The sequence below is a fragment of the Pseudomonas sp. HD6515 genome (assembly GCF_024971855.1).
Classification (GTDB): Bacteria; Pseudomonadota; Gammaproteobacteria; order Pseudomonadales; family Pseudomonadaceae; genus Aquipseudomonas; species Aquipseudomonas alloputida.
In genome coordinates, this window is sequence record NZ_CP079827.1 from 2,933,290 (window position 1) to 2,957,180 (window position 23,891).

At 64.4% G+C, this 23,891-nt stretch carries 21 protein-coding genes; 17 read left to right on the top strand and 4 right to left on the bottom strand.

Features of this window, described 5'->3' with window-relative positions:
* Nucleotides 1-53 precede the first annotated feature (53 nt).
* Together KW568_RS13605 and KW568_RS13610 are read right to left on the bottom strand one after the other, a co-directional pair.
* Entirely contained in the window at nt 54-1,355 is a 1,302-nt protein-coding gene (locus KW568_RS13605) for an MFS transporter (protein ID WP_003253942.1), read from the bottom strand.
* Nucleotides 1,356-1,421: 66 nt separating this feature from the next.
* Entirely contained in the window at nt 1,422-2,735 is a 1,314-nt protein-coding gene (locus KW568_RS13610; protein ID WP_003253941.1) for an L-fuconate dehydratase, read from the bottom strand.
* Nucleotides 2,736-2,836: 101 nt separating this feature from the next.
* Here KW568_RS13610 and KW568_RS13615 point away from each other — a divergent pair, with 101 nt between their 5' ends.
* The 8 genes from KW568_RS13615 (at nt 2,837) to KW568_RS13650 (ending at nt 14,243) form a co-directional block, all read left to right on the top strand.
* Nucleotides 2,837-3,784, top strand: coding sequence for a LysR family transcriptional regulator (locus tag KW568_RS13615; RefSeq protein WP_003253940.1), 948 nt, complete (start codon nt 2,837-2,839; stop codon nt 3,782-3,784).
* Between the two features lie 27 nt (nt 3,785-3,811).
* Nucleotides 3,812-4,783 carry a LysR family transcriptional regulator gene (locus tag KW568_RS13620; RefSeq protein ID WP_004576548.1) on the top strand — a complete coding sequence of 324 codons (972 nt, stop codon included), beginning with the start codon at nt 3,812-3,814 and terminating at the stop codon, nt 4,781-4,783.
* A gap of 146 nt (nt 4,784-4,929) precedes the next feature.
* On the top strand, nt 4,930-6,471 hold the full coding sequence (locus KW568_RS13625; RefSeq protein ID WP_003253938.1) for a UxaA family hydrolase: 1,542 nt from the start codon (nt 4,930-4,932) through the stop codon (nt 6,469-6,471).
* A gap of 35 nt (nt 6,472-6,506) precedes the next feature.
* Complete coding sequence (locus KW568_RS13630; protein ID WP_004576549.1) at nt 6,507-7,565, top strand: Ldh family oxidoreductase; 1,059 nt, start codon at nt 6,507-6,509, stop codon at nt 7,563-7,565.
* A gap of 20 nt (nt 7,566-7,585) precedes the next feature.
* Nucleotides 7,586-8,803 (top strand): fumarylacetoacetate hydrolase family protein, encoded by a 1,218-nt coding sequence (locus KW568_RS13635; protein WP_004576550.1) that lies wholly within the window; start codon nt 7,586-7,588, stop codon nt 8,801-8,803.
* Between the two features lie 99 nt (nt 8,804-8,902).
* The gene (locus KW568_RS13640; protein ID WP_003253935.1) at nt 8,903-10,210 is read left to right on the top strand and encodes an MFS transporter; all 1,308 of its coding nucleotides are present in this window, start codon (nt 8,903-8,905) and stop codon (nt 10,208-10,210) included.
* A gap of 125 nt (nt 10,211-10,335) precedes the next feature.
* Entirely contained in the window at nt 10,336-11,985 is a 1,650-nt protein-coding gene (locus KW568_RS13645) for a VRR-NUC domain-containing protein (RefSeq protein ID WP_003253934.1), read from the top strand.
* Complete coding sequence (locus KW568_RS13650) at nt 11,982-14,243, top strand: ATP-dependent DNA helicase (RefSeq protein ID WP_004576551.1); 2,262 nt, start codon at nt 11,982-11,984, stop codon at nt 14,241-14,243. The genes KW568_RS13645 and KW568_RS13650 overlap by 4 nt, the downstream gene beginning before the upstream one ends.
* Nucleotides 14,244-14,342: 99 nt before the next feature.
* Here KW568_RS13650 and KW568_RS13655 read toward each other — a convergent pair whose 3' ends face one another.
* Nucleotides 14,343-15,524, bottom strand: a complete 1,182-nt coding sequence (locus KW568_RS13655) for an NnrS family protein (protein ID WP_003253932.1) — start codon at nt 15,522-15,524, stop codon at nt 14,343-14,345.
* Between the two features lie 215 nt (nt 15,525-15,739).
* Between KW568_RS13655 and xerC the strand changes: the two genes are divergently transcribed.
* From xerC to ureG, 9 genes are all read left to right on the top strand, one after another.
* Entirely contained in the window at nt 15,740-16,654 is a 915-nt protein-coding gene (xerC, locus tag KW568_RS13660) for a tyrosine recombinase XerC (RefSeq protein ID WP_004576552.1), read from the top strand.
* 277 nt (nt 16,655-16,931) lie between these two features.
* On the top strand, nt 16,932-17,765 hold the full coding sequence (locus KW568_RS13665) for an urease accessory protein UreD (protein WP_003253930.1): 834 nt from the start codon (nt 16,932-16,934) through the stop codon (nt 17,763-17,765).
* 9 nt (nt 17,766-17,774) lie between these two features.
* Nucleotides 17,775-18,077 (top strand): urease subunit gamma, encoded by a 303-nt coding sequence (locus KW568_RS13670; RefSeq protein WP_003253929.1) that lies wholly within the window; start codon nt 17,775-17,777, stop codon nt 18,075-18,077.
* Between the two features lie 19 nt (nt 18,078-18,096).
* A complete protein-coding gene (locus KW568_RS13675) occupies nt 18,097-18,414 on the top strand; it encodes an urease subunit beta (protein ID WP_003253928.1) in 318 nt (105 codons plus the stop codon).
* A complete protein-coding gene (ureC, locus tag KW568_RS13680; protein WP_004576553.1) occupies nt 18,411-20,114 on the top strand; it encodes an urease subunit alpha in 1,704 nt (567 codons plus the stop codon). The genes KW568_RS13675 and ureC overlap by 4 nt, the downstream gene beginning before the upstream one ends.
* Before the next feature lie 9 nt (nt 20,115-20,123).
* Entirely contained in the window at nt 20,124-20,627 is a 504-nt protein-coding gene (ureE, locus tag KW568_RS13685) for an urease accessory protein UreE (protein ID WP_004576554.1), read from the top strand.
* Nucleotides 20,628-20,645: 18 nt separating this feature from the next.
* Nucleotides 20,646-21,191, top strand: a complete 546-nt coding sequence (locus KW568_RS13690; protein WP_003253925.1) for a HupE/UreJ family protein — start codon at nt 20,646-20,648, stop codon at nt 21,189-21,191.
* Nucleotides 21,191-21,865: an urease accessory protein UreF gene (locus KW568_RS13695; protein ID WP_004576555.1), complete on the top strand. Its 675-nt coding sequence runs from the start codon at nt 21,191-21,193 to the stop codon at nt 21,863-21,865. The genes KW568_RS13690 and KW568_RS13695 overlap by 1 nt, the downstream gene beginning before the upstream one ends.
* Before the next feature lie 11 nt (nt 21,866-21,876).
* The gene (ureG, locus tag KW568_RS13700; protein WP_003253923.1) at nt 21,877-22,500 is read left to right on the top strand and encodes an urease accessory protein UreG; all 624 of its coding nucleotides are present in this window, start codon (nt 21,877-21,879) and stop codon (nt 22,498-22,500) included.
* Between the two features lie 615 nt (nt 22,501-23,115).
* On the opposite strand, the gene KW568_RS13705 is transcribed toward ureG, so the two are convergent.
* The gene (locus KW568_RS13705; RefSeq protein ID WP_004577462.1) at nt 23,116-23,844 is read right to left on the bottom strand and encodes a thioredoxin family protein; all 729 of its coding nucleotides are present in this window, start codon (nt 23,842-23,844) and stop codon (nt 23,116-23,118) included.
* Nucleotides 23,845-23,891 lie beyond the last annotated feature (47 nt).

Sequence of the window (23,891 nt, forward strand, 5' to 3'; positions counted from 1 at the left end):
GGCTCACTCGCAGCACAAAGAGCCACCTGCAGGGGGTGTAAATTGAGTACGCCTCAGGGTTGCTCTTGCCCTTGACGCAAACGGGTACTGACCAGCGCCGCACATACCAGCAACGCTGCAATGATCCACAACCCGTTGCGGGTGCTGCCGGTGGTCTGCTCGATCAGGCCCATCACCGACGGCCCGACGAAGCCGCCAAACAGACCGCAAGTGGTGACGAAGGCCAGGCCCGCCGCCAACGCGCTGCCGCTCAGTCGGCTGGAGGGGAAGACGAAGATGATCGACTGCACCACGAACAGCATCAGCGCGGTCAGGGAAAACCCGATCAGGCCGATGAACGAGTTGGCCAGCGATGCCAGCAGCAATCCGGCCGCCATGGTCAGCAGGCCAAAGAACAGCAGGGTGCGGCAGCGGCGCGGCGAGGTGGCCAGGCGTGGGAAGGTCGCTGCACCCATGGCTGCTGCAATCCACGGCACTGCTGTCAACAGGCCGACCTGGAAGGGCGAAAGCGCAGCGTAGGTGCCGATAATGCCCGGCAGGAAGAAAATCACCGTGTAGATGGTGATCTGGTGCACGAAGTAGACCACGATCGCCAGCCAGATCTGCCGGTCGCGGAACATCTGCCCCAGCTTGCTCTGCTGCGGTGCGGCCGCCTGCTCTGCCGCCAGGCGGCGCTCGATGTCCTGGGCGTCGGCAGCCGTCAGCCAAGGCGCCGAGGCCGGACCGTCCGGCAGCTTCTTCCACACCACATAGGCCAGGGCTACGGCGGGCAGGCCTTCGAGCACGAACAGCCATTGCCAGCCATGCCAGCCCAGTACACCGTCCAGCTCCAGCAGGGCACCGCCCAGCGGGCCGCTAAGGATGTTGGCCAGGCACACACCCAGCAGGAAGTACCCCGTGGCACGGGCGCGTTGTTCGCGGTCGAACCAGTAGGTCAGGTACAGCATTACCCCGGGGAACAGGCCAGCTTCGGCTACCCCCAGCAGCAGGCGCATGATGTAGAACGAGGTTTCACCCTGAACGAAGGCCATGCCTGCCGAGAGCAAACCCCAGGTAATCATGATACGGGTGATCCAGAAGCGCGCGCCCACCCGGTGCATGATCAGGTTGCTGGGCACTTCGGCCAAGGCATAGGTAAGGAAGAACAAGCCCGCGCCCAGGCCATAGGCGGCTGCCGAAAGGCCCAGGTCGATGCCCATGCTGGCTTTCGCCAGGGCGATGTTGGTGCGGTCAAGAAAGCTCATCACGTAGACGACGATGAGCAGTGGCATCAATTTGCGTAGCAGCAGGCCGTTCAAGCGCTGCTCATGGGTGGTGGCAGGGGCGCAAGCCGCTGCGCGGGTGAGGGTTGTCATTGTTTTTTTCCCCGTGAAAAGTGCTGGTGGTGTGCCGCGCAGCAGCGGCACACTCAGGTCTGTGGGTCAGGAACGGTTGATGTCGAGCCACACTGCGCCGTTGGGGTACTGATAACGTTCCAGGGTCTCAGCGTGCATCTCGATGCTGTAGCCAGGGCGTTGTGGCGGCATGTAGCGCCCGCGATGGATCACCACCGGGTCGATGAAGTGCTCGTGCAGGTGGTCGACATACTCCAGCACCCGGTTGTGCAGCGAGGCAGACACCGCGATGTAGTCGAAAAGCGCGATGTTCTGCACATACTCGCACAGCCCGACGCCACCGCCGTGCGGGCAGACCGGCACGTCGTACTTGGCGGCCATCAGCAGCACGATCAGGACCTCGTTAAGGCCGCCCAGGCGGGCTGCGTCCAGCTGGCAGAAGTCCAGTGCACCGGCCTGGAACATCTGCTTGAACATCACCCGGTTGTGGCAGTGCTCACCGGTGGCGACACCGATTGGCGCAATGCGCTGGCGAATGGTGGCGTGGCCGAGAATGTCATCGGGGCTGGTCGGTTCTTCGATCCAAAGCGGTTCGAAGGCGGCCAGGCGGCGCATGTTGGCCACCGACTCTTCGACGCCCCACACTTGGTTGGCATCCATCATCAGGGTGCGTTCCCAGCCGATTTCGTCGCGCAGGATGCTGGCGCGGCGGATGTCTTCTTCCAGGTCGGCCCCGATCTTCTGTTTGATGTGGGTCCAGCCGTCTGCCACGGCCTCGCGGGCCAGTTTGCGCATTTTCTCTTCGCTGTAGCCCAGCCAGCCCGGGGCAGTGGTGTACCCGGGGTAGCCTTCACGCAGCATGTGTGCCTCGCGCTGGGCTTTGCCCGGCGCCTGGCGGCGCAGCAGGGCGATGGCCTCTTCGGGGGTGAGCACGTCGGTGACGTAGCTGAAGTCCAGGCAGCGCACCAGCTGCTCTGGCGTCATGTCGGCCAGCAGTTTCCACACGGGCTTGCCCTCGTGCTTGGCCCACAGGTCCCACACCGCGTTGATGATGGCGGCGGTGGCCAGGTGGATCACGCCCTTTTCCGGGCCCAGCCAGCGCAACTGGCTGTCGCTGACGGTAAAGCGATGCCAGAAAGCGCCCATGTCGGCGCTGATTTCTTCGAGCGTAAGGCCGACGATCAAGGGGGCCAGCGACTGCACCGCTGCCGCGCATATCTCGTTGCCACGGCCAATGGTGAAGGTCAGGCCGTGGCCTTCGAGGGCTGCAGCGTCGGTGTGCAGCACCACGTAGGCCGCCGAATAGTCGGGGGCACTGTTCATGGCGTCGGAGCCATCCAGCGACAGCGAAGTGGGGAAACGGATATCGCGAACGCTCAGGTGGGTAATGCGTATGCTCATGGTCGACTCTTGTTCTGTTCAGGCACAGGGAGAGCTGACTGTAGGTTGTCGAGCGATACAGGCATAATCGCCAAATCTTAATCAGTGATACCGGATTCGATATGTCTCGCTTGCCACCTGACAAGGCCCAGGCGCCTGCCGGCCTCGGTGCCTTGAAGATTTCCAGCCGTCAGATCACGTTGCTCAATGCCCTGGGCGAATTCGGCAACCTGCGCCGCGCCGCCGCCGCGATGCACACCACGCAACCGGCCGCCAGCCTGTTGCTACAGCAGCTTGAGGAGCGCCTGGGGGTACGTTTGTTCGAGCGCCTGCCCCGGGGGATGCAAGCGACGCTGTATGGCGAGGTGATGATTCGCTATGCGCAAAACGCATTGCATGAGTTCGATCATGCCCAGGCGCAAATCGCCGAACTGGCGCGCGGGGCGTTGGGCCTGGTGCGGGTGGGCAGCGTCATGGGCCCGGTACCGGGCGTGCTGACCAAGGCGGTGCTGGCCTACAAGCGCGACCAGCCCAAGGTGCGTATCTCGCTGGAAGTGGGCACCAGCGACACCTTGCTGCCGGCCTTGCTACGCGGTGATTTCGATATGGTAGTGGGGCGCCTGCCGGATCAGAGCGACAGCCAGGAACTGAATATCGAGCTGTTCGACGGCGGTGAGCAGATGCGCGTAATTGCTCGCGCAGGTCATCCCTTGGCGACAGCCACAGGGCTGCAGCTGGCCGACCTGGTGAGCTTGACGTGGATCTTGCACCCCATCGGCAGCCCGATGCGCCGTCGCGTCGAAAGCGCATTGCAGGCCGGTGGCATGGTGCAGTCGCTGGATATCGTCGAAACCGCTTCGATCCTGGCGACCACTGCCATGCTCGAAGCGTCCGAAATGATTGCGGTGGTGCCCAATGACGTGGCCCAGCATTATGCCCGCTATGGCATGGTCGCCATCCTGCCGGTGGAGTTGCCACTGGCGATGGCCAACCTCGGCGTGCTGACCCTGCGCTCGCGGCCCAACTCGGTTGCCCTTGATACCTTGCTGCGCTACCTGCGGGCACAATAACTTTCACCTGCATGAGGCCCTGCGTCTATGCCGCCGGACATGACCCATTCCAGCTTTTGCAACTGGATCCGCTACAAGCACCTGGTGTTGATCGACACGCTGGCGCGCACGCGCAATATGCACGCCACCGCCACGCGCATGAACCTCAGCCAGCCGGCGCTCAGCAAAATGCTGCGTGACCTTGAGGAGCAGTTCGGCTTTGCCCTGTTCGAGCGCCTGCCTCGCAGCATGCCACCCACCGAGTTGGGTGAATACGTGGTGCGGTACGCCCAGGGTGCCCTGGCCGAGTCGCAACAGTTCGTCGACCAGGTCAACCGCCTGCGCAACGGCGGGCACGGTTTCATCCGGGTTGGCGGGATCTTTGCCGCGACCGCATTGGTATTGCCGCAGGCCATCGCCGCCATCAAGGCGCGAAGCCCGTTACTGTCGATTGAAGTGGTGGAGCATTCCAGCGATCACCTGCTGACCATGCTCGAGCAGAACAAGCTGGACATCATGATTGGCCGCTTCACCGAGGAACGCTTCGGTCAGCTGTTCGACTTCCAGCCGCTGGAGCCTGAACCCTTCAGCCTGGTGGTGAACAGCGAGCACCCGCTCAACCGGCTCGACAACACACCGCTTGAGGCGCTAGGCGATTGGCCGTGGGTGCTGTACCCGGTGGGTACGCCGATCCGCAACCGCCTGGAGCAGGCGTTCCGAGTGGCCGGAATCGCCACGCCTGCCGACTGCGTGGAGACCATCTCCATGCCCATGTTCCTGCAGTTGCTGCAATCGGCACCGATGATTGCCATGCTGCCGCGCTCGATGGTGGCCGCGCAGTTGGCCAGCGGGCAGTTCAGGGAGCTGCGCAGCCCTTTGCAGGTGCCCGCGCTGGAGTATGGTGTGGTCACCCGCAAGGATGAACCGCTGAGCGCCTCCGCCAGGGCGTTTGTCGAGATTCTGCTGGGGGGCGCGCAGCGACGGCGGCAATCTCCGGCAGATGCTGCGTTCCACCCCTAGCCGATTGAAGATCACGCACCCAAATACCCTTGCGATAACTCCAGGTTATCGCTCGATCGGATCATCTCATTGGGAATGCGGCACCAGGCTTCTTACAGTGGCGACAGCCATAACAAGAAGTCAGCCGCTCCGCCCTGAGAGGTCCCATGCAACTGATTGCCAAATCCGGTGACCCCGCCGTCATCCGCCTCAACCCTTTGGACAACGTCGTCATCGCCCGCCAGGCCCTGGCGCCGGGCGTGCGCCTGGATGCCGAGGCGATTACCGTGCGCCAGCCCATCCCTTCAGGCCACAAGCTCGCCACCGAGCCTGTGGCGCAAGGCCAGCCGTTGCGCCGTTACGGGCAGATCATCGGGTTTGCGTCCCAGGCGATCGACGCTGGCGACCATGTGCACGTGCACAACGTGCAGATGGGCGATTTTGCCCGCGACTACGCGTTTGGTGTCGATACCCGCAGCCTGCCAGGCAGCGCCGCGCAGTTCCAGGGCATCGTGCGCGCCGATGGCCGTGTCGCTACCCGCAACTACATCGGCATTCTCACCTCGGTGAACTGTTCGGCAACCGTGGCCCGGGCCGTGGCCGACCATTTCCGCCGTGACATTCACCCCGAGGTGCTGGCCGACTACCCGAATGTCGACGGTGTGGTCGCCCTGACCCACGGTGCCGGCTGCGCAGTGGACCCGAGCGGTGAAGCCTTGGGCCTGCTGCGCCGCACCCTGGCCGGGTACGCCGTCCACCCCAACTTCGCTGCCGTGCTGATCATCGGCCTGGGCTGCGAAACCAACCAGATCGAAACCCTGCTGGAAACCCAGGGCCTGCAGGCGAGTGCGCAACTGCGCGCCTTTACCATCCAAGGGATCGGGGGCACCTCGAAAACCATCGCTGCCGGTATCGCCCAGGTCAAGGCGCTGTTGGCCGAGGCCAATCAGGTACGGCGCCAGCCGGTCAGTGCCCGCCACCTGGTGGTCGGCCTGCAGTGCGGCGGCTCAGATGGCTATTCGGGAATCACCGCCAACCCGGCACTGGGCAATGCCGTTGACCGCCTGGTGGCCGCCGGTGGTACCGCCATTCTCTCCGAAACCCCGGAAATCTATGGTGCCGAGCACTTGCTCACGCGCCGCGCGGTAAGCCGTGAGGTGGGGGAGAAGCTGGTGGCGCGCATTCGCTGGTGGGAAGACTACTGCCAGCGTATGAACGCCGAATTGAACAACAACCCCTCGGCCGGCAACAAGGCAGGGGGGCTGACCACTATCCTCGAGAAATCCCTGGGCGCAGTGGCCAAGGCAGGTTCCAGCAACCTGGTCGATGTGTATCAGTACGCGCAAGCCGTGCGTGCCCAGGGCCTGGTGTTCATGGACACCCCCGGCTACGACCCGGTCTCGGCCACCGGTCAGGTGGCCGGCGGGGCCAACCTGATCGCCTTCACCACCGGCCGCGGCTCGGCCTACGGCTGTGCCCCGGCGCCATCGATCAAGCTGGCAACCAACAACCGGGTGTTCGAGCACCAGCAAGAGGACATGGACGTCAATTGTGGCGGCATCGCCGATGGCTCCACCAGCATCGAAGAGCGCGGCGCATTCATCTTCGAGCAGATGCTGCGCATTGCCTCCGGGGAACGCAGCAAGAGCGAACAGCACGGCTACGGGCAAAACGAGTTCGTCCCGTGGCAGATCGGCGCCGTGACCTGATTGACCGCTCCCGTCCCATTTGCGAGGCAACTGCAATGATTCAAACCACACGGTACAACGTGCAAACGCTTACCACGTTTGTCGAGCAACTGTTCATGAAAGCCGGAGCCGACGTGGAGGTCGCCCAGGTGGTGACCCGGGTGCTGCTCGAAGGCGAACTGCTCGGCCACCGTACCCATGGCCTCAACCTGGTCAGCCGCTACATCGACGGCGTGCTCAGCGGGCAGGTCAAGGCCCGCGCGCAGGCACTGGAGCAGGTCGCCGACAGTGGTGTTTCCAGCCTGTTCGACGGCCACTACGTGTTGGGGCCCTATTGCGTCAGCCGGGCACTGGATTGCGCGGCCGCGGGCGCGACCAAGCAGGGCATCGGTATTGCGGTAGTACGCCGCGCTGCCCATATCGGCTGCCTGGCCGCCTACCTCAAGCCATACACCGACCAAGGGTTGCTGGCCATCGTCTACTCGTCGGATCCGTCGGCGGGGTTGGTCTGTGCTCATGGTGGCATCGACCCGGTGTACACCCCCAACCCTATTGCTGCCGGTATCCCGACCCAGGGTGAGCCGATCCTGCTGGATGTCAGCATGTCCACCGTCACCCTTGGCCTGGTCGGCCAATGCCGCGATGCCGGCCGACGTCTGCCGCACCCGGTGCTGGTGAGCAATGACGGGCAGCTCAGCGATGACCCGGGCGATTTCTTTACCCGCCCGCAAGGCAGCATCCTGCCGCTCGGCGGCCAGGCCTTTGGCCATAAAGGGTTTGCCCTTGCGCTGTTGGTCGAAGCCCTCACCTCGGGGCTGGCCGGCCATGGGCGCAAGGATGCACCGGACCAGTGGGGCGCCTCGGCCACTGCGCTGGTGATTGACCCGCGCATGTTCGGCGGCCTGGAGGCGTTCCTCGACGAAACCAGCTTCCTGGGGGGATTGGTTCTGGCAAGCCGCCCGCTCGACCCCGAACGCCCGGTACGCCTGCCGGGGCAAGCAGGCCTTGCCCTGCGTCGCCAGGCCGTGGAGCAGGGCGTGAGCCTTTCGCCGCAGCTGATAGCCGACCTTGAGCGCGTGGCTGGGCAGTTGCAACTGCCGGGACTTTTCCAATGATGCACAGCAAGGGAACACAGATGACTGATCGAACGAACGCCAATCAACCGCTGCCACTGAACCATGATGCCAGCGTTTTCGACCGCGGCAGCTGGGTAGGGCGCGTCTGGTTGCCGGAGCAGGGGCCGGCGGTGGTGCTGGTGAAAGCCGGCGCTGTCTACGACATCAGCACCCACGTGGCGACCGTCTCGGCGCTGCTGGAAGTGGACGATCCGGTGGCCTACCTGCGTGCCTTGCCGCTGGCCGACCCCTTGATTGCGCTGCCGGCATTGCTGGGCAACAGCGATCCCGCACGGCGCACCCCGCACCAGCCGTGGCTGCTGGCGCCGATCGACCTGCAAGCGGTGAAGGCCGCTGGTGTGACCTTCGCCACCAGCCTGCTGGAGCGTGTGGTAGAAGAACAAGCCAAGGGCGACCCGGCCAAGGCCGACGCCATCCGTGACACCCTGGCCAGCCGCATCGGCGCCGACCTGTCGCAGATCGTGCCCGGCTCGGTTCAGGCCGAAGCGCTGCGCAAGGTGCTGGTAGAGCAGGGCCTGTGGTCGCAGTACCTGGAGGTGGGTATAGGCCCGGATGCCGAAGTGTTCACCAAGGCCCAACCGCTGTCCGCGGTTGGCCACGGCGCCGACATCGGCATCCACCCCAAGTCCAGCTGGAACAACCCAGAACCGGAAGTGGTGCTGGCCGTGTCGAGCAATGGCAGCATCAAGGGCGCCATGCTCGGCAACGACGTCAACCTGCGTGACTTCGAAGGGCGTAGCGCGTTGCTGCTGTCCAAGGCCAAGGACAACAACGCCTCCACTGCACTGGGCCCGCTGCTGCGGTTGTTTGACGAGAGCTTCGGCCTGGACGATGTGCGTGCTGCCGAGGTGGACCTGCGGGTGGAAGGCGAGGACGGCTTTATCCTCTCCGGGCGCAGTTCCATGCGCCAGATCAGCCGTGACCCGCAAGACCTGGTGCAGCAAACCCTCAACGAAAACCACCAGTATCCTGACGGCCTGGTGCTGTTCCTCGGTACCCTGTTCGCCCCCAAGCAGGACCGCGATCAGCCGGGTAACGGCTTTACCCACAAACCGGGTGACGTGGTGAGCATCAGCAACCCGCAACTGGGTACCCTGTGCAACCGCGTGACCACCAGCGATCTGGCACCGCAGTGGGACTTCGGCCTGCGCGCGTTGATCGACAACCTCGGCCGGCGTGGCCTGCTGGAGGTTGCGGCCACCGCCCGCCCGCTTTGAACGGCTCGCTGCGTCAGGGAGGGGCGCAGCATCATCGAGGGATCGTCAAGGCGCTGACAGCGCGGCAACAATAATAATAAAGGTCATCACATGAACCCAATGAAGAAGTACCAGCGCATTACCGTCGTGTTCCTGCTGCTGATCGGCATCGTCAACTACCTGGACCGTAGTGCGCTGTCGATCGCCAACACCTCCATCCAGAAAGACATGATGATCAGCCCGTCGCAGATGGGCATCCTGTTGTCGGCGTTTTCCATTGCCTATGCCTTTGCCCAGTTGCCAATGGGCATGATCATCGACCGCCTGGGCAGCAAGATCGCCCTCGGCGCCTCGTTGCTGGGCTGGTCGGTTGCCCAGGCGGCGTTTGGCATGGTCAACAGTTTTGCCGGTTTCATGGGCCTGCGGGTGTTGCTGGGGATTGGCGAGGCGCCGATGTTCCCATCGGCGGCCAAAGCATTGTCGGAGTGGTTCGACGCCAACGAGCGCGGCACCCCGACCGGTGTGGTCTGGTCGTCGACCTGTCTTGGCCCCTGCCTGGCGCCGCCGTTGCTGACGCTGTTCATGGTCAACTTTGGCTGGCGCGGCATGTTCATCATCACCGGCGTGATCGGCGTGGTGCTGGCGCTGTGCTGGCTGACCTTCTACAAGAGCAAGGCCCGTTTTCTGGCAGAGCTTGCCGCCGAAGGCAAACCGCTGCCGAGTGAGCGCCAGGCTGCGGCCGCCACGGTAACCGCGCCGAAGGCTTCGTACTTTGCCGGCTGGCTTGATCTGTTCAAGCACCGCAGTACCTGGGGCGCGGTGTTGGGTTTCATGGGGGTGATCTACATGCTCTGGCTGCACCTGACCTGGCTGCCGGGCTACTTCGAGCGCGAGCATGGCCTGGACCTGTACAAGACCGCCTGGGTGGTGTCGCTGGCGTATGGCTTCGGTGCGGCGGGTACCATCGTTGCCGGGCGCTTCTGTGACTGGCTGGTAAGGCGTGGCATGAGCGTGCTGGGCAGCCGCAAGTTCAGTGTCATCACTGGCCTGGTGCTGGCAGCGCTGTTCACCTTGCCACTGTCGTTCGTCACCGGCCTGACGGGGTGCATCATGCTGCTTTGCCTGGCGCTGTTCAGCATCAATATGGCCAGTGCCACCGCCTGGATGATCGTCAACACCATTGTCGACAGCCAGCGCGTGGCCTCGTTTGGCTCGATCCAGAACTTCGGCGGTTACATCGCAGGCTCGGTGGCACCGATCGCGACGGGCTTCAGCATCCAGTACTCGGGCTCGTTCACCACAGCGTTCATGATCAGCGCGGTGGTGGCGCTGTGCTCGGCGGTGGCGTACTTCCTGCTGCTACAGGCACCCATTGGCAGTGCCAAGGTCGAGGCAGGCGGGATGGCTGGCGCAACTGAACAGGCGTGAACGCTACGGGGGCTGCAGTGCAGCCCCTGAACCCTTGGTTGATTGTGACGCGACCCGCGGCGCTTGTCATGGAGGGGTATCTGTATGTATAAACAGTGCCTGTTGCCGCCATCTGACTTCCGCCCGTGATCGCCCATTCCGTCGACGACCCGTTCTACTACCTGCATAACTTCCGCCAGGTCGTGCTGTGGGTCGAACAGCGCTACCAGGACCTGCTCGATGACCAGGAACTGGCCTTCATCCGTGCCTTCAGTCAACTGCAAGCGCCAGCCCAGGCCTTGATGGTGCGCATGGTGATGCGCAAAGGCGAGTTGTTTCGCAGCGATCGGCTCGACTACGCCGAAATCGGCGATACTGCGCTGGCGCTGCAGCCGTTGCTGGCCCTCGGCTGGGTACGGGAGCCCGAGCAACTGGACCTTGAACAGCTGTTCGCGTTGCTGCGCAAGGAAGAACTGGCCCGCTGCTTCGCCCGGCAACTGAACCGCCCGCGCGCGGCCAAGCATGAGTTGTTGGCACAGCTGCAACCCCTGGCGCTGGCAGCCCGGTCACTGGTCGAGTGGTTTCCTGACAGCGAGGTGCGCATCCTCCAGTGGTGCCTGCAACCTCTGTGCGACCGCATGCGCCTGCTGTTCTTCGGCAACCTGTACCAGGACTGGTCAGACTTCGTCCTTGCCGACCTGGGCTTGCTGCGTTACGAGCAGGTGCCGTTCAGCTCCGATTCGCGTGCCTTGCAGCAACGTGACGATGTCGACCTGGCCATGGCGCTGCACCAGTGCGCCGAGCGCCTGGAGCAGGGCGGCGACCCCCTGCCGATCCTTGCCACCCTGCAGGGCCTGCACAGCAGCAACCCCTGGCTGGCCCGGCGCCATGCGCGGCTGCAATTCGCTGTGGGCCAACAATGCGAACGTCTGGGTGAATGGGACCTGGCCACGGCGGTGTATGCGCAATGCAACCATCCCCAGGCGCGCATTCGCCAGGTGAGGGTGCTGGAGCGCACCGAACAGTGGCACCAGGCCCATGCACTGGCGGTGCAACTGGCTGCGGCACCTGCCAACGCGCTGGAGGTGCAGGCGCTGCAGCGCATGCTGCCACGCCTGGCGCGCAAACTCGGCGGCCCGCCACAGCGGCGCCAGCGCACCACGCCGCTGGAACTGATCGAGCTCGAACTGCCCCGCGGGGACGCTGCACTGGGCGTTGAAGAAGCCGTGCGTCAGCACCTGATGCAAGAGGGGGGGCAGGCGCATTACGTGGAAAACACGCTGTTCAACAGCCTGTTTGGCCTGTTGTGCTGGGAGGCCATCTTCGCCCCGGTGCCCGGCGCATTCTTCAACCCGTTCCAGGCCGCGCCACAGGACCTGCACGACAGCGACTTCCAGCAACGGCGCAGTGCACTGTTCGAACGCTGCCTCGGGAGGCTCGACGAGGGTAGCCATCGGCAGGCGATTCTCGACTGCTACGTGGCCAAACAGGGGCTGCAGTCGCCGTTCGTGTTCTGGTCCATGCTCAGCGAGGAACTGCTGGAGCAGGCCTTGGCTTGCCTGCCGGCCGCGGCGCTCAAGCAATGTTTCCTGCGCCTGTTGCAGGACATTCGCAACAACCGTACCGGCATGCCCGACCTGATTCAGTTCTGGCCCGAGCAGGGCCGTTATCGCATGGTCGAGGTCAAGGGGCCCGGTGACCGCCTGCAGGACAATCAGCTGCGCTGGCTGGAGTTCTGCAGGCAGCACGGCCTGCCGGTCGCGGTGTGCCACGTGCGCTGGAGCGAAACGCCTTGAGCTACAGCGTAGCGGTGCGCGCCTTGTGTGAGTTCAGCGCCAAGGTCGGCGACCTGGACCTGCGCTTCACGCCATCGCCCACCGCCCAGGAGGGTATCGAAGGGCATCAGCGGGTGGTGGCACGGCGGGCTGCTGGCTACGAGTCGGAAATCGCCCTTGAAGGCCAGTTCGAAACCCTCAGGGTGCGGGGCCGCGCCGATGGCTATGACCCTGGCAGCAATCGCCTGGAAGAGATCAAGACGCACCGTGGCGATCTGGCGCGTCAACCGGCCAATCACCGTCAGTTGCACTGGGCGCAGGCCAAGGTCTATGGCTGGTTGATGTGCCAGGCACGACAACTGCCCGCCATCGAGGTGGCGCTGGTGTACCTCGACGTGGACAGCGACAGCCAGACGCTGTTCACGGAGCACTGTTCGGCTGCCGAGCTGCAGGCCTTCTTCGAAACCCAGTGCCAGCGCTTTCTGGGCTGGGCCCGATCGCAGCAACGACGCCTGGCCGAACGTGACCAAGGCCTGCTGGCGCTGAGTTTCCCTTACCCACAGTTCCGAAAGGGCCAGCGGCAGTTGGCTGAAACCTTGTACAAGGCGGTGAGTACCGGCCGTTGCCTGATGGCCCAGGCCAGCACCGGCATTGGCAAAACCCTTGGTACCTTGTTCCCGCTGCTCAAGGCCATGGTGCCGCAGCAGCTGGACAAGCTGTTTTTTCTCACCGCCAAGACACCAGGCCGGGCACTCGCCCTGGATGCCCTGCGCCAGATCACCGATGCCACGGCGCAACCTGCCCTGCGCACATTGGAGTTGATCGCCCGCGACAAAGCCTGTGAGTACCCGGACAAGGCCTGTCATGGTGAGTCCTGCCCATTGGCCGCAGGTTTCTACGACCGTTTGCCGGCTGCGCGCGAGGCTGCAGCAGCACTGCCGTTGCTCGACCGCGCCAACCTGCGTGAAGTGGCTTTGGCGCACCAGGTGTGCCCGTACTACCTGGGCCAGGAGATGGCGCGTTGGGCCGACGTGCTGGTCGCCGACTACAACTACTACTTCGATGCGCATGCTTTGCTGTTCGGCCTGACCCAGCTCAACCAGTGGCGAGTGGCAGTACTGGTGGACGAAGCGCATAACCTGGTCGAGCGGGGGCGCGGCATGTATAGCGCCAGCCTTGACCAGGGCCAGCTGCTGGCGTTGCGCCAGAGCAAACCGCCTGGGCTGGTCAGTGCGCTGGACCGCCTGAACAGGCAGTGGAACGCGCTGTATAAAGAGCAGCGTGCGCCGTACCAGGCCAGTGAGTCGCTGCCTGAAGGCCTGCTGCGCGCCCTGCAGCAGTGCGTCGGGGTGATTCAGGAGCAGATGAACCAGGCCCCCACGCACATCGACCCCCAGGTGTTGCAGTTCTACTATCAGGCCTTGCAGTTCTGCCGGGTTGCCGAGCTGTTCGACGAGCACTTTCTGTTCGACATCAGCCAACGCCAGGGCCCGCGCAAGCGGCGGCTGGCCACGCTGTGCCTGCGCAATGTCACCCCGGCGCGGCTGCTGGCACCGCGCATGCAGGCGGCGCGCAGTGTGACGCTGTTTTCCGCCACGTTGAGCCCACGGCACTTCTACAGCGACCTGCTGGGCATGCCAGCCGATACCGCCTGGCTGGACGTGGCCGCGCCGTTCCGTGCCGAACAGCTGGAGGTGCGCATTGCCAGCCAGGTGTCCACCCGTTACCAGCAGCGCCAAGCCTCCCTGGCGCCGATCGTTGACCTGATTGCCCGGCAGTATGAGCGCATGCCGGGTAACTACCTGGCGTTCTTCAGCAGCTTCGAATACCTGCAACAGGTGGCAGGGCTGTTGGCCGAGCAGCATGGGCAGATTCCGCTGTGGTCACAGGAGCCGGGCATGGACGAGGCAGCTCGCCAGGCATTTCTCGATCGCTTTGTCGCCGATGGCCGAGGTGTGGGCTTTGCCGTATTGGGCGGCGCTTTCGGCGAAGGGGTGGATTTGCCCGGCACGCGGCTGATTGGTGCGTTTATCGCTACCCTGGGGCTGCCTCAGGTCAACCCGGTCAACGAGCAGTTCAAACAGCGCCTGGGGCGGCAATTTGGCGCGGGTTTCGATTACGCGTACCTCTACCCGGGCGTGCGCAAGGTGGTCCAGGCGGCGGGCCGGGTTATTCGGGGTGATCAGGACCGTGGCGTACTGGTGCTGATTGACGAACGCTTCGCCGAGCCCCGGGTGCAGCAGATGTTTCCAGGGTGGTGGGCGGCGGCTATTGTCTAGCGGTCTTTCGCCTTGGGCGATCAGACGCAATCAGGAGGGTGAGCAAACCACCCACCAAGTTCCCCTCATGGCACACCGCCGCACGGCGGCCCAAGCACGTCAACCGGGCATTCCGTCTGCCCGGGGCCGCAGCAGGATGGGCAGGTAATGGCGCAGGAACAGCAACAGCGCCAGGCTCCAGCACAGTGCCGAAACGCTTACCCCCAGCGATGTGAACAGCGGCAGAATCACCCGGGCCAAGGTCGCCAGTTGCATCAGGGCAAAGGCCCAGGCAATGCTGGTCGGCACCTGCAATGGCCTGCCGGTGTGGCCCAGGCTGACCCGCGCCATCATAGCCAGGATCAGCCCGGTCATGGCGCCAACGGTCAGCGCGTGGGTCACCAGGCTCGGGCTCAGGGCCACCCCGCTATGCCACAACGCCATGCCCAGGCAGGCCAGGGCGAGCCAGGCGTAGGCCAGGTGTAGCGACCACAGCAACGGTACGCGCCACAGGCCACGGTCGTGCCACAGCACCAGTCGGGTCGCATGCAGCGCGAACAAGGCAAAAAACAGCACCGCCAGGCTTGCTTGCGGCGTATCGGCCAGGCCGGTGGCAAACGCCAGCGGTACTGCGACGCCGAGCAACAGGCAGGCTCGGTCCAGCCATGGGCGGGCAGGGGCCGCGTCAAGGTAACCCAGGCCACGGCGGGTAAAGAATGGTATGACCCGGCCGCCGAGTACGGTCATCATCGCCGTCACCAGCCACAGCCCGGCAAATATTCCACGACGCTGCCACAGTTCGTCCTGGTGTAACCAGCCGGCCAAGGTCAGCCACTGGCAGGCGGCAATCAACAGCACCAGTACGACGATCGGGTAGTTGTTGCGCAGGCGCCGTTGCAGGACCGGTCGTGCCAGGCTCAATGCCACCAATGGCAGGAAGCTGCCCTCGACCAGTACCAGCAAGCTACCCGGTAGTGGCATAAACCAGCTTACCCGCCCCAGCAGCCAAAGCAGGAACACACCCTGCAGCGCCCGCCCGCTCAAGCCTGGGATGCCGCTCCAGTTCTGCACGGCGGTCAGCAGAAAACCCGCGATAATGGCGGCGGCGAAGCCGTAAAGCATCTCGTGGCGGTGCCAGGCGAGCATACCCCCGGGCGGTGCAGGGGCCAGTGCCCCAGCCAGTACGCCGGCCCACAACAGCAGGGCGATCAGCGCAAACAAACTGCCACCCAGGAAGAACGGGCGAAAACCCAGGCTCCAGACGGCTTGGCGTGGGCGTGAAGCAGTGGGTTGCACGAGCATGGGCAGTCCTTGGTTCGTTCAGTAGGCTTCAATTGGGGTAAGATCACGATCCGTGCCAGTTGCAAAGCCCTTGAATATCAAGGTGATGGCACTTCTCAGGGTCCGAATGACACGCGCGTATTGCGGTCATTCAGACTGGCTTGTATGTCGTTTTGACTTGCTTCAGGGTTTGCCTGGTTCAGTGCCGGCTGACGCTTCGCTACAGGATTCACGTTTTGTCCGACCTCTCGAAAAATCCGCTGCTGCAGTACATGGCCCGTCTGGCCCCATCCAGCCAGCAAACCATGCGCTACATTCTTCAGGACGCCGCCGACCGGCTAGGTTTTGTCGACTGCAACATTGTCGATGTGCCTTGGCATCGGCTCGAGCCGGGCCATGTGATTGCACTGGTGGCTGCCCTGCGTGCCGATGGCTACGCGCCCAACAGCTCGTCGCTGTACGTCAACGCGATTCGCGGGGTGATGAACGAGGCCTGGCGTCAGGGCCTGATCGACCACGAGCAGCTGTTGCGTATTCGCGAGGTCAAGCCCGCCACGGGCAGCCGCCTGCCGCCAGGGCGCAACCTGCGCCGCAGCCTGATCCGCGAGCTGATGGATGTGTGCGCCGCCGACCCGCGGCCACAGGGGGTACGTGATGCGGCGATCATTGCCTTGCTGTACGGCACCGGCATGCGCAAGTCGGAGTCGGTCGACATCGACCTCGACCAGGTCGACTTCGAGGCGCGCAGCCTGCAGGTAGTGGGCAAGGGCAACCACCAGCTGGTCAAGTACGCACCGCCGTGGGCGTTCGAGAAGCTGCAGGCCTGGCTTGAACTGCGCCGCCAGGACCTGCCTGCCGGGGCGGAAGATGACCCGTTCCTGTTCAACCGCATCCGTCGCGGCAACCACATTACCCGGGCGCGCATTACCAAGCATGCGATCTACTACATTGCCCGCCAGCGCGGCGCGCAGGTGGGGGTGAAGATCATGCCGCACGATTTTCGCCGGGCATTCATTACCCGGGTGATCGAAGAGCACGACCTGTCGATTGCGCAGAAGCTGGCGCACCATGCCAATATCCAGACCACGGCCATCTATGACCGGCGTGATGACAACGAGCGTCGGCGTGCCGTGGACCGCTTCGATTACTGAGGCTTGATATTGTGGGGCTCAAAGCAGCCCCCTTTTCACGTATGCCGGCACCGAAACAGGGCCGACACACGCCCCTGCTTTGTGCGCCATTCCCCCGCGTGCCCGATGCCAGAGCGGGCACCGCACAGGTTTCATCATCGTTCACCTGCGAAGTTGGCCCGCAACCTGCTATATCCAGCCTGCGAATTTGATCGAGTGGTCAGGCCGTGCGCGCTAGCAGGCGCCCGCGCCGGACCCTCTAAACGGCCAGCAGGCCACGGATTTCAGGGGCCGCAGGATGTCGCTCGCGGAGCAGATCGAACAACAGCAAGACGATGCAGGCTGGAGTGCTCACCTGCAGTTGCGCTTTGTGCAGCGTGACGGCGTGACCCGCCTTGGTGCGTGGAAGCATTTCGGACCTCTTTTGGTGCAGCGGCCTTTCTATCCTGAAGGTGCGCCGTGCCATGTCTATGTCCTGCACCCGCCGGGCGGTATCGTCGCCGGCGACCGCCTGGAACTGGACATTCACCTGGAGCCGGGTAGCCACGCGCTGCTGACCATGCCCGGCGCCAGCAAGTTCTACCGCAGCATTGGCCCGACCGCGCGGTTGACCCAACGCTTCCACATGGCCACGGGCAGCACCCTGGAGTGGCTGCCGCAGGACAGCATCTTCTTCTCCGGCGCCCGCGCCAGCCTCGCCAGCCGTTTTACCCTCGAGCCGGGCGCCCGCCTGCTGGCCTGGGAAACCCTGTGCCTGGGCCGTCCGGTCATGAACGAGCGTTTCGACCACGGCGCCCTCGACAGCCTTTTGCACATCGAACTGCCTGACGAAGTTGGCCTGCATGAGCGCCTGCGGCTCGCAGGCGGGCACCTGGGCAAGCTGGGTGGGCATCCGCTACTCGCCACCTTTTGTGCCGCACCTGCCGATCAGGCAGTACTGGAGCAGGTGCGCCCGCTACTCGATGAACTGGGCAACCCGGCCGGTGCGACCCTGCTCGGGTCGTTGCTGGTGATCCGCGTGCTCGACCATGACAACCAACACCTGCAACGCACCCTGCAACGCCTGTGGCATGTGCTGCGCCCGGCCATCCTCGGCCTGCCAGCCTGTCCGCCGCGTATCTGGGCTACCTGAGAGAGCGCCATGGAGCTTACCCCGAGAGAGAAAGACAAACTGCTGCTGTTCACTGCCGCGCTGCTGGCGGAGCGGCGTCTGGCCCGTGGCCTGAAGCTCAACTACCCGGAGGCCGTGGCGCTGATCAGTGCCGCGGTGCTCGAAGGCGCCCGCGATGGCCGCACAGTCGCCGAACTGATGAGCCTGGGGCGTGAAGTGCTGACCCGTGAGCAGGTAATGCCCGGTATCGCTGAGATGCTTCACGACGTGCAGGTCGAAGCGACCTTCCCGGATGGCACCAAGTTGGTGACCGTGCATGACCCCATCGTCTGAAACCGCCAAGGAGCGTCGCATGATCCCAGGTGAAATCCAGGTCGCCACGGGCGACATCGAGTTGAACAGTGGCCGAGAAACGGTCAGCGTCAGTGTGGCCAACCATGGCGACCGGCCGGTGCAGGTCGGCTCGCACTACCACTTCTACGAGGTCAACGACGCGCTGGTATTCGACCGTGCGCCAACCCTGGGCTTTCGCCTGGACATCCCGGCCGGCACTGCCGTGCGCTTCGAGCCGGGTCAGGCGCGTACCGTGCAACTGGTGGCGTACGCCGGCAAGCGTGAGGTCTATGGTTTTCAGGGCAAGGTGATGGGCGCGCTGGAGGGCAGGGCATGAGCCGTATTTCCCGTCAGGCCTATGCCGACATGTTCGGCCCCACGGTTGGCGACCGCGTGCGCCTGGCCGACACTGCGCTGTGGGTGGAGGTCGAGAAAGACTTCACGATCTACGGCGAAGAGGTGAAGTTCGGCGGCGGCAAGGTTATTCGTGATGGCATGGGGCAGGGCCAGATGCTGGCGGCCGAGGCCATGGACCTGGTGTTGACCAATGCGCTGATCATCGACCACTGGGGCATCGTCAAAGCCGACATCGGCATCAAGCATGGACGCATTGCGGTGATCGGCAAGGCCGGCAACCCCGATGTGCAGCCGGGCGTGAACGTGCCGGTTGGGCCGGGGACCGAGGTGATCGCGGCCGAGGGCAAGATCGTCACCGCCGGGGGAGTCGATTCGCATATCCACTTCATTTGCCCGCAGCAGGTGGACGAGGCATTGAACAGCGGTGTCACCACGTTCATCGGCGGTGGAACCGGGCCGGCCACTGGCACCAATGCCACCACCTGCACGCCCGGCCCTTGGTACCTAGCGCGCATGTTGCATGCCGCCGACAGCTTGCCGATCAACATCGGGCTGCTGGGCAAGGGCAATGCCTCGCGGCCGGACGCGCTGCGCGAGCAGATTGCCGCAGGTGCTGTCGGGCTCAAACTGCATGAAGACTGGGGCTCTACGCCAGCAGCCATCGACTGTTGCCTGGGCGTGGCCGAGGAAATGGATATCCAGGTGGCGATTCACACCGACACCCTCAACGAGTCGGGCTGTATCGAAGACACGTTGGCGGCCATCGGCGACCGCACCATCCACACCTTTCATACCGAAGGTGCCGGTGGCGGCCATGCCCCGGACATCATCCGTGCGGCGGGGCAGGCCAACGTGCTGCCATCCTCGACCAACCCGACCCTGCCGTACACGATCAACACCGTGGACGAGCACCTGGACATGCTCATGGTCTGCCACCACCTGGACCCGAGCATCGCCGAGGACGTGGCCTTCGCCGAGTCGCGCATTCGCCGCGAAACCATCGCTGCCGAGGACATCCTCCACGACATGGGCGCCTTTGCCATGACCTCGTCCGACTCCCAGGCCATGGGCCGGGTTGGCGAGGTGGTGCTGCGCACCTGGCAGGTGGCGCACCAGATGAAGCTGCGTCGCGGGCCGCTGGCACCGGACACCCCGTACAGCGACAACTTCCGGGTCAAGCGCTACATCGCCAAGTACACCATCAACCCGGCACTCACCCATGGCATCGGTCACGAAGTGGGCTCGGTGGAGGTCGGCAAACTGGCCGACCTGGTGCTGTGGTCGCCAGCGTTCTTTGCGGTCAAGCCGGCTTTGGTGCTCAAGGGCGGGATGATCGTCACCGCGCCCATGGGTGACATCAACGGCTCTATTCCCACCCCGCAGCCGGTGCACTATCGGCCGATGTTCGGCGCGCTGGGGGCGGCTCGGCATGCCACACGCATGACATTCCTGCCCCAGGCGGCAATGGACCGCGGGCTGGCCGAGGCGCTGAACCTGCGCAGCCTGATTGGCGTGGTCAACGGCTGCCGGCGGGTACGCAAGCCGGACATGGTCCACAACACCCTGCAGCCGCTGATCGAAGTCGATGCGCAGACCTATCAGGTGCGTGCCGATGGCGAGCTGCTGGTCTGCGAACCGGCCAGCGAACTGCCGCTGGCCCAGCGCTATTTCCTGTTCTGAGGAGCACCCATGATTGTCTTGAGCCGCCGTATATCCGAACCCGGCACGCGGGTTGTCAGTGGCACTGTCACCCTCGACGTGGACAACCGTATCAAGAGCCGCCTGCGAGTAACCCTGGACGATGGCCGCGAAGCCGGGCTGATGCTGGAGCGCGGCCACCTGCTGCGCGGAGGTGAACTGCTGGCCGATGCCGAGGGCACCCAGCTGATCCGCGTGCTGGCGGCGCCCGAGGCGGTGTCGACGGTGCGCTGTGCCGATCCACACCTGTTGGCCCGCGCCGCCTACCACCTGGGTAACCGCCATGTGCCGCTGCAGATCGAACCCGGGCTGTTGCGCTTCCAACACGACCATGTGCTGGACGACATGCTGCGGGGGCTGGGCCTGACGGTAGAGGCCGAACAGGCCCCGTTCGAGCCTGAAGCGGGCGCTTACCAAAGTGCACCGCATGGCCACAGCCACAGTCATGCCCATGGCCACGATCACCCGTTCGTACGCCTGCCTGCCCATTCCTGAACTGCCCTGGAGCAACCGATGAAAAAGACTTTCGCCCTGTTTCTGTTGATGCTGGCACTGCCAGCCTTCGCCCATCCGGGCCATGACAGCAACCCGCTGCAGGACGGCCTGCTGCACCCGCTGACCGGGCTCGATCACCTGCTGATGCTGCTGGGCACCGGCGTGCTCGCCGCGTTGACCCGGCGCAACCTGACATTGCCCCTGGCGACCCTGGCGGCCATGTTCGGTGGCGCCGTGTGCGGTCACCTGTTTGGCGATGTGCTGGGCATGGAAACCCTGATTGCCGTGTCGCTGCTGGTGGCTGCCGGGGCGGTGCTGCTGCCCAGCCGCCAGTCGCTGCTGGCCATGGCCATGCCGGTGTTCGCCTTGTTCCATGGTTGGGCACATGGCGTAGAAGCCACGCCGAGCGCGTTCTGGCAGTTCAGCGCGGGGTTTGTCGTGGTCAGCGGCTTGCTGCTGGCGGCGGGCTTTGCAGTCGGTTGCCTGCTGCGCCGCCACAGCGGCCTGCAGAAGGCCTTTGGCGGTGGCCTTTTGGCCGGCGCCGCGCTGGTGCTGGCCGGTTGATGAACAGCGACCTGGCGCTGCTGCGCCTGCTGCAGTTGGCCAGCCCCGGCTTGCCGGTGGGTGGTTTTACCTATTCGCAAGGCCTGGAGTGGGCGGTCGAGGCCGGCTGGGTTCGGGGCGTGGACAGTTTTGCCGGCTGGCAGCGTGAGCAGGTTCACGACACCCTGGCCTGCCTCGACTGGCCGGTGCTGGCGCGTCTGTACCACGCCTGCCAGGCTGAGGACGCCGAAGCGTTCGGTCACTGGAGCCGGTTCTTGCTGGCCAACCGCGAAACCGCCGAGCTGCGCCTGGAAGAACAGCAGCGCGGCGCAGCGCTGGCGCGGTTGCTCGACGGCTGGCAACTGGGCCAGGCACCCGCCTGGCGCGCCAGCCTTGAGCTGACCCAGTTGGGCGGCATGGCCTGGCTGGCTGCGCACTGGGCCATCCCGTTGCGCCAACTGGCATTGGGCCATGGCTTTGCCTGGCTGGAGGGCGCGGTCATGGCCGGGGTCAAGCTGGTGCCGTTCGGCCAGCAGGCTGCCCAGACCTTGCTGCGCGACCTCGGCGCCGACTTGCCCGCTGCACTGGACCAGGCACTGGCCCTGGGCGATGACCAGCTTGGCGGCGGCTTGCCGCTGCTGGCCATCGCTTCATCGCGTCACGAAACCCAATACACTCGTTTGTTCCGTTCCTGAGGACTGCCTGCATGCAAAGCTATCAACAACCCCTGCGCGTCGGTGTCGGCGGCCCGGTCGGCTCTGGCAAGACCGCACTGCTGGAAGCGCTGTGCAAGGCCATGCGCGATCACTACCAGATCGCCGTGGTTACCAACGACATCTACACCAAGGAAGACCAGCGCATCCTCACCGAGGCCGGCGCCCTTGAGCCGGAGCGCATCGTTGGCGTGGAGACCGGCGGCTGCCCGCACACGGCCATTCGTGAAGACGCCTCGATGAACCTGGCGGCGGTCGAAGCGCTGGCGCGCAAGTTCGGTAACCTCGAAGTCATTTTCGTGGAAAGCGGCGGTGACAACCTCAGCGCCACGTTCAGCCCGGAGCTGGCTGACTTGACCATTTACGTGATCGACGTGGCCGAGGGCGAGAAAATCCCGCGCAAGGGCGGCCCAGGCATTACCAAGTCCGACTTCCTGGTGATCAACAAGACCGACCTGGCGCCTTATGTAGGGGCTTCACTGGAGGTGATGGAGCGCGACACCCAGCGCATGCGGCCACAGCGGCCCTGGACCTTCAGCAACCTGAAGAAGGGCGAGGGGTTGCAGGCGGTGATCGACTTTATCGTCGAGCGCGGGATGCTGGGTGTGCGAGCCTGACAGATCGAGGTCTCTGTGCGGGCATGTCCGCACAGAGACCAACGCGGTGGCTGGCACCGGCTCTGCCGGTGTTCGCGGGTGAACCCGCTCCTACGACGGGCTGTGTCCAATCACCGATGTGTGTCCACTCCCGATCAGGTGTAGGAGCGGGTTTACCCGCGAATACGGTAGCGGCGGCAACGGTGAACGGCGGGTCGAGATTGGCCAGCAGGCCCGGCCCTTTCGCGGGTGAACCCGCTCCTACACGACGGGCTGTGTCCAATCACCGATGTGTGTCCACCCCCGATCAGGTGTAGGAGCGGGTTTACCCGCGAATACGGTAGCGGCGGCAACGGTGAACGGCGGGTGGAGATTGGCCAGCAGGCCCGGCCCTTTCGCGGGTGAACCCGCTCCTACACGACGGGCTGTGTCAAACCACCGACGTGTGTCCACCAACGATCTGTGTGTAGGAGCGGGTTTACCCGCGAATACGGTAGCGGCGGCGACGGTGAACGGCGGGTGGAGATTGGCCAGCAGGCCCGGCCCTTTCGCGGGTGAACCCGCTCCTACGGGGCGACCGCGCAAGCCTTCGAATGTTGATCAAGACAGTTGCCCCACAGGTGTGTGTTGCCTGCATCATTTGTGACAACAGTGAGGCTTGTCCGGTTGCCCTTCATAGCGGTCATGGTGCCGCACCCAGTCCATGGTCCCACCTTCATTGCGCCCCAGTGGCGCAATGTCGAGGAAGTTGTAGGTGTTGACCAGAATGTCCAGCCCGCGGGCGTAGGTTGAGTAGGTGTGGTACACGCTGCCGTCGCCTTCGCGGAAAAACGCACTCAAGCCGGGCAGCTCGCTTTCATTGCCCTCATACGGCTCATAGTTGTACTGCCGTTGGCCTTCACTGCCGACACTGACGCCAAAGTCCTCGTTGAAGGGGCTGCCATGCGACGAATACCACGGGAACTGCCAGCCCATGCGCTGGCGAAATGCCTGAAATTCAGCATACGGGGCCCGTGACACCGCCACCAGCGACACATCGTGGTGGGCCAGGTGCAGGTTGGCGCCGTCAAAGTGGTCGGCCAGAAAAGAGCAGCCGGGGCAGCCCTCGCTCCAACCCTCGGCGAACATGAAGTGGTAAAGCAACAACTGGCTGCGGCCTGCGAACAGGTCGGCCAGGCTCAACGCGCCGTTCGGGCCGAAGAAGCGGTAATCCTGCTCGACCTTTACCCAAGGCAGGGAGCGACGGGCTGCAGCTAGCGCGTCGCGGTGGTGGGTAAACGCCTTTTCGTGCAGCCACAGTTGCTGGCGGGCTGCCAGCCACTGGCTGCGGGAAACCACCGGGTGCCTGCTTTCGTGGGTGCTCATGGTGCTGTCTCCTCGCTGGGGGATTCACACCTTGGTCGAGTACGACC

What these genes read in the sequence shown, in the direction of transcription:
- ureE (WP_004576554.1), top strand. Translation starts at nt 20,124, where the DNA reads ATGATTGTCTTGAGCCGCCGTATATCCGAACCCGGCACGCGGGTTGTC.
- KW568_RS13640 (WP_003253935.1), top strand. Translation starts at nt 8,903, where the DNA reads ATGAAGAAGTACCAGCGCATTACCGTCGTGTTCCTGCTGCTGATCGGC.
- KW568_RS13705 (WP_004577462.1), bottom strand. Translation starts at nt 23,844, where the DNA reads ATGAGCACCCACGAAAGCAGGCACCCGGTGGTTTCCCGCAGCCAGTGG.
- KW568_RS13615 (WP_003253940.1), top strand. Translation starts at nt 2,837, where the DNA reads ATGTCTCGCTTGCCACCTGACAAGGCCCAGGCGCCTGCCGGCCTCGGT.
- KW568_RS13695 (WP_004576555.1), top strand. Translation starts at nt 21,191, where the DNA reads ATGAACAGCGACCTGGCGCTGCTGCGCCTGCTGCAGTTGGCCAGCCCC.
- KW568_RS13605 (WP_003253942.1), bottom strand. Translation starts at nt 1,355, where the DNA reads ATGACAACCCTCACCCGCGCAGCGGCTTGCGCCCCTGCCACCACCCAT.
- KW568_RS13635 (WP_004576550.1), top strand. Translation starts at nt 7,586, where the DNA reads ATGACTGATCGAACGAACGCCAATCAACCGCTGCCACTGAACCATGAT.
- KW568_RS13690 (WP_003253925.1), top strand. Translation starts at nt 20,646, where the DNA reads ATGAAAAAGACTTTCGCCCTGTTTCTGTTGATGCTGGCACTGCCAGCC.
- KW568_RS13665 (WP_003253930.1), top strand. Translation starts at nt 16,932, where the DNA reads ATGTCGCTCGCGGAGCAGATCGAACAACAGCAAGACGATGCAGGCTGG.
- KW568_RS13625 (WP_003253938.1), top strand. Translation starts at nt 4,930, where the DNA reads ATGCAACTGATTGCCAAATCCGGTGACCCCGCCGTCATCCGCCTCAAC.
- ureC (WP_004576553.1), top strand. Translation starts at nt 18,411, where the DNA reads ATGAGCCGTATTTCCCGTCAGGCCTATGCCGACATGTTCGGCCCCACG.
- ureG (WP_003253923.1), top strand. Translation starts at nt 21,877, where the DNA reads ATGCAAAGCTATCAACAACCCCTGCGCGTCGGTGTCGGCGGCCCGGTC.
- KW568_RS13655 (WP_003253932.1), bottom strand. Translation starts at nt 15,524, where the DNA reads ATGCTCGTGCAACCCACTGCTTCACGCCCACGCCAAGCCGTCTGGAGC.
- KW568_RS13620 (WP_004576548.1), top strand. Translation starts at nt 3,812, where the DNA reads ATGCCGCCGGACATGACCCATTCCAGCTTTTGCAACTGGATCCGCTAC.
- KW568_RS13610 (WP_003253941.1), bottom strand. Translation starts at nt 2,735, where the DNA reads ATGAGCATACGCATTACCCACCTGAGCGTTCGCGATATCCGTTTCCCC.
- KW568_RS13670 (WP_003253929.1), top strand. Translation starts at nt 17,775, where the DNA reads ATGGAGCTTACCCCGAGAGAGAAAGACAAACTGCTGCTGTTCACTGCC.
- KW568_RS13630 (WP_004576549.1), top strand. Translation starts at nt 6,507, where the DNA reads ATGATTCAAACCACACGGTACAACGTGCAAACGCTTACCACGTTTGTC.
- KW568_RS13675 (WP_003253928.1), top strand. Translation starts at nt 18,097, where the DNA reads ATGATCCCAGGTGAAATCCAGGTCGCCACGGGCGACATCGAGTTGAAC.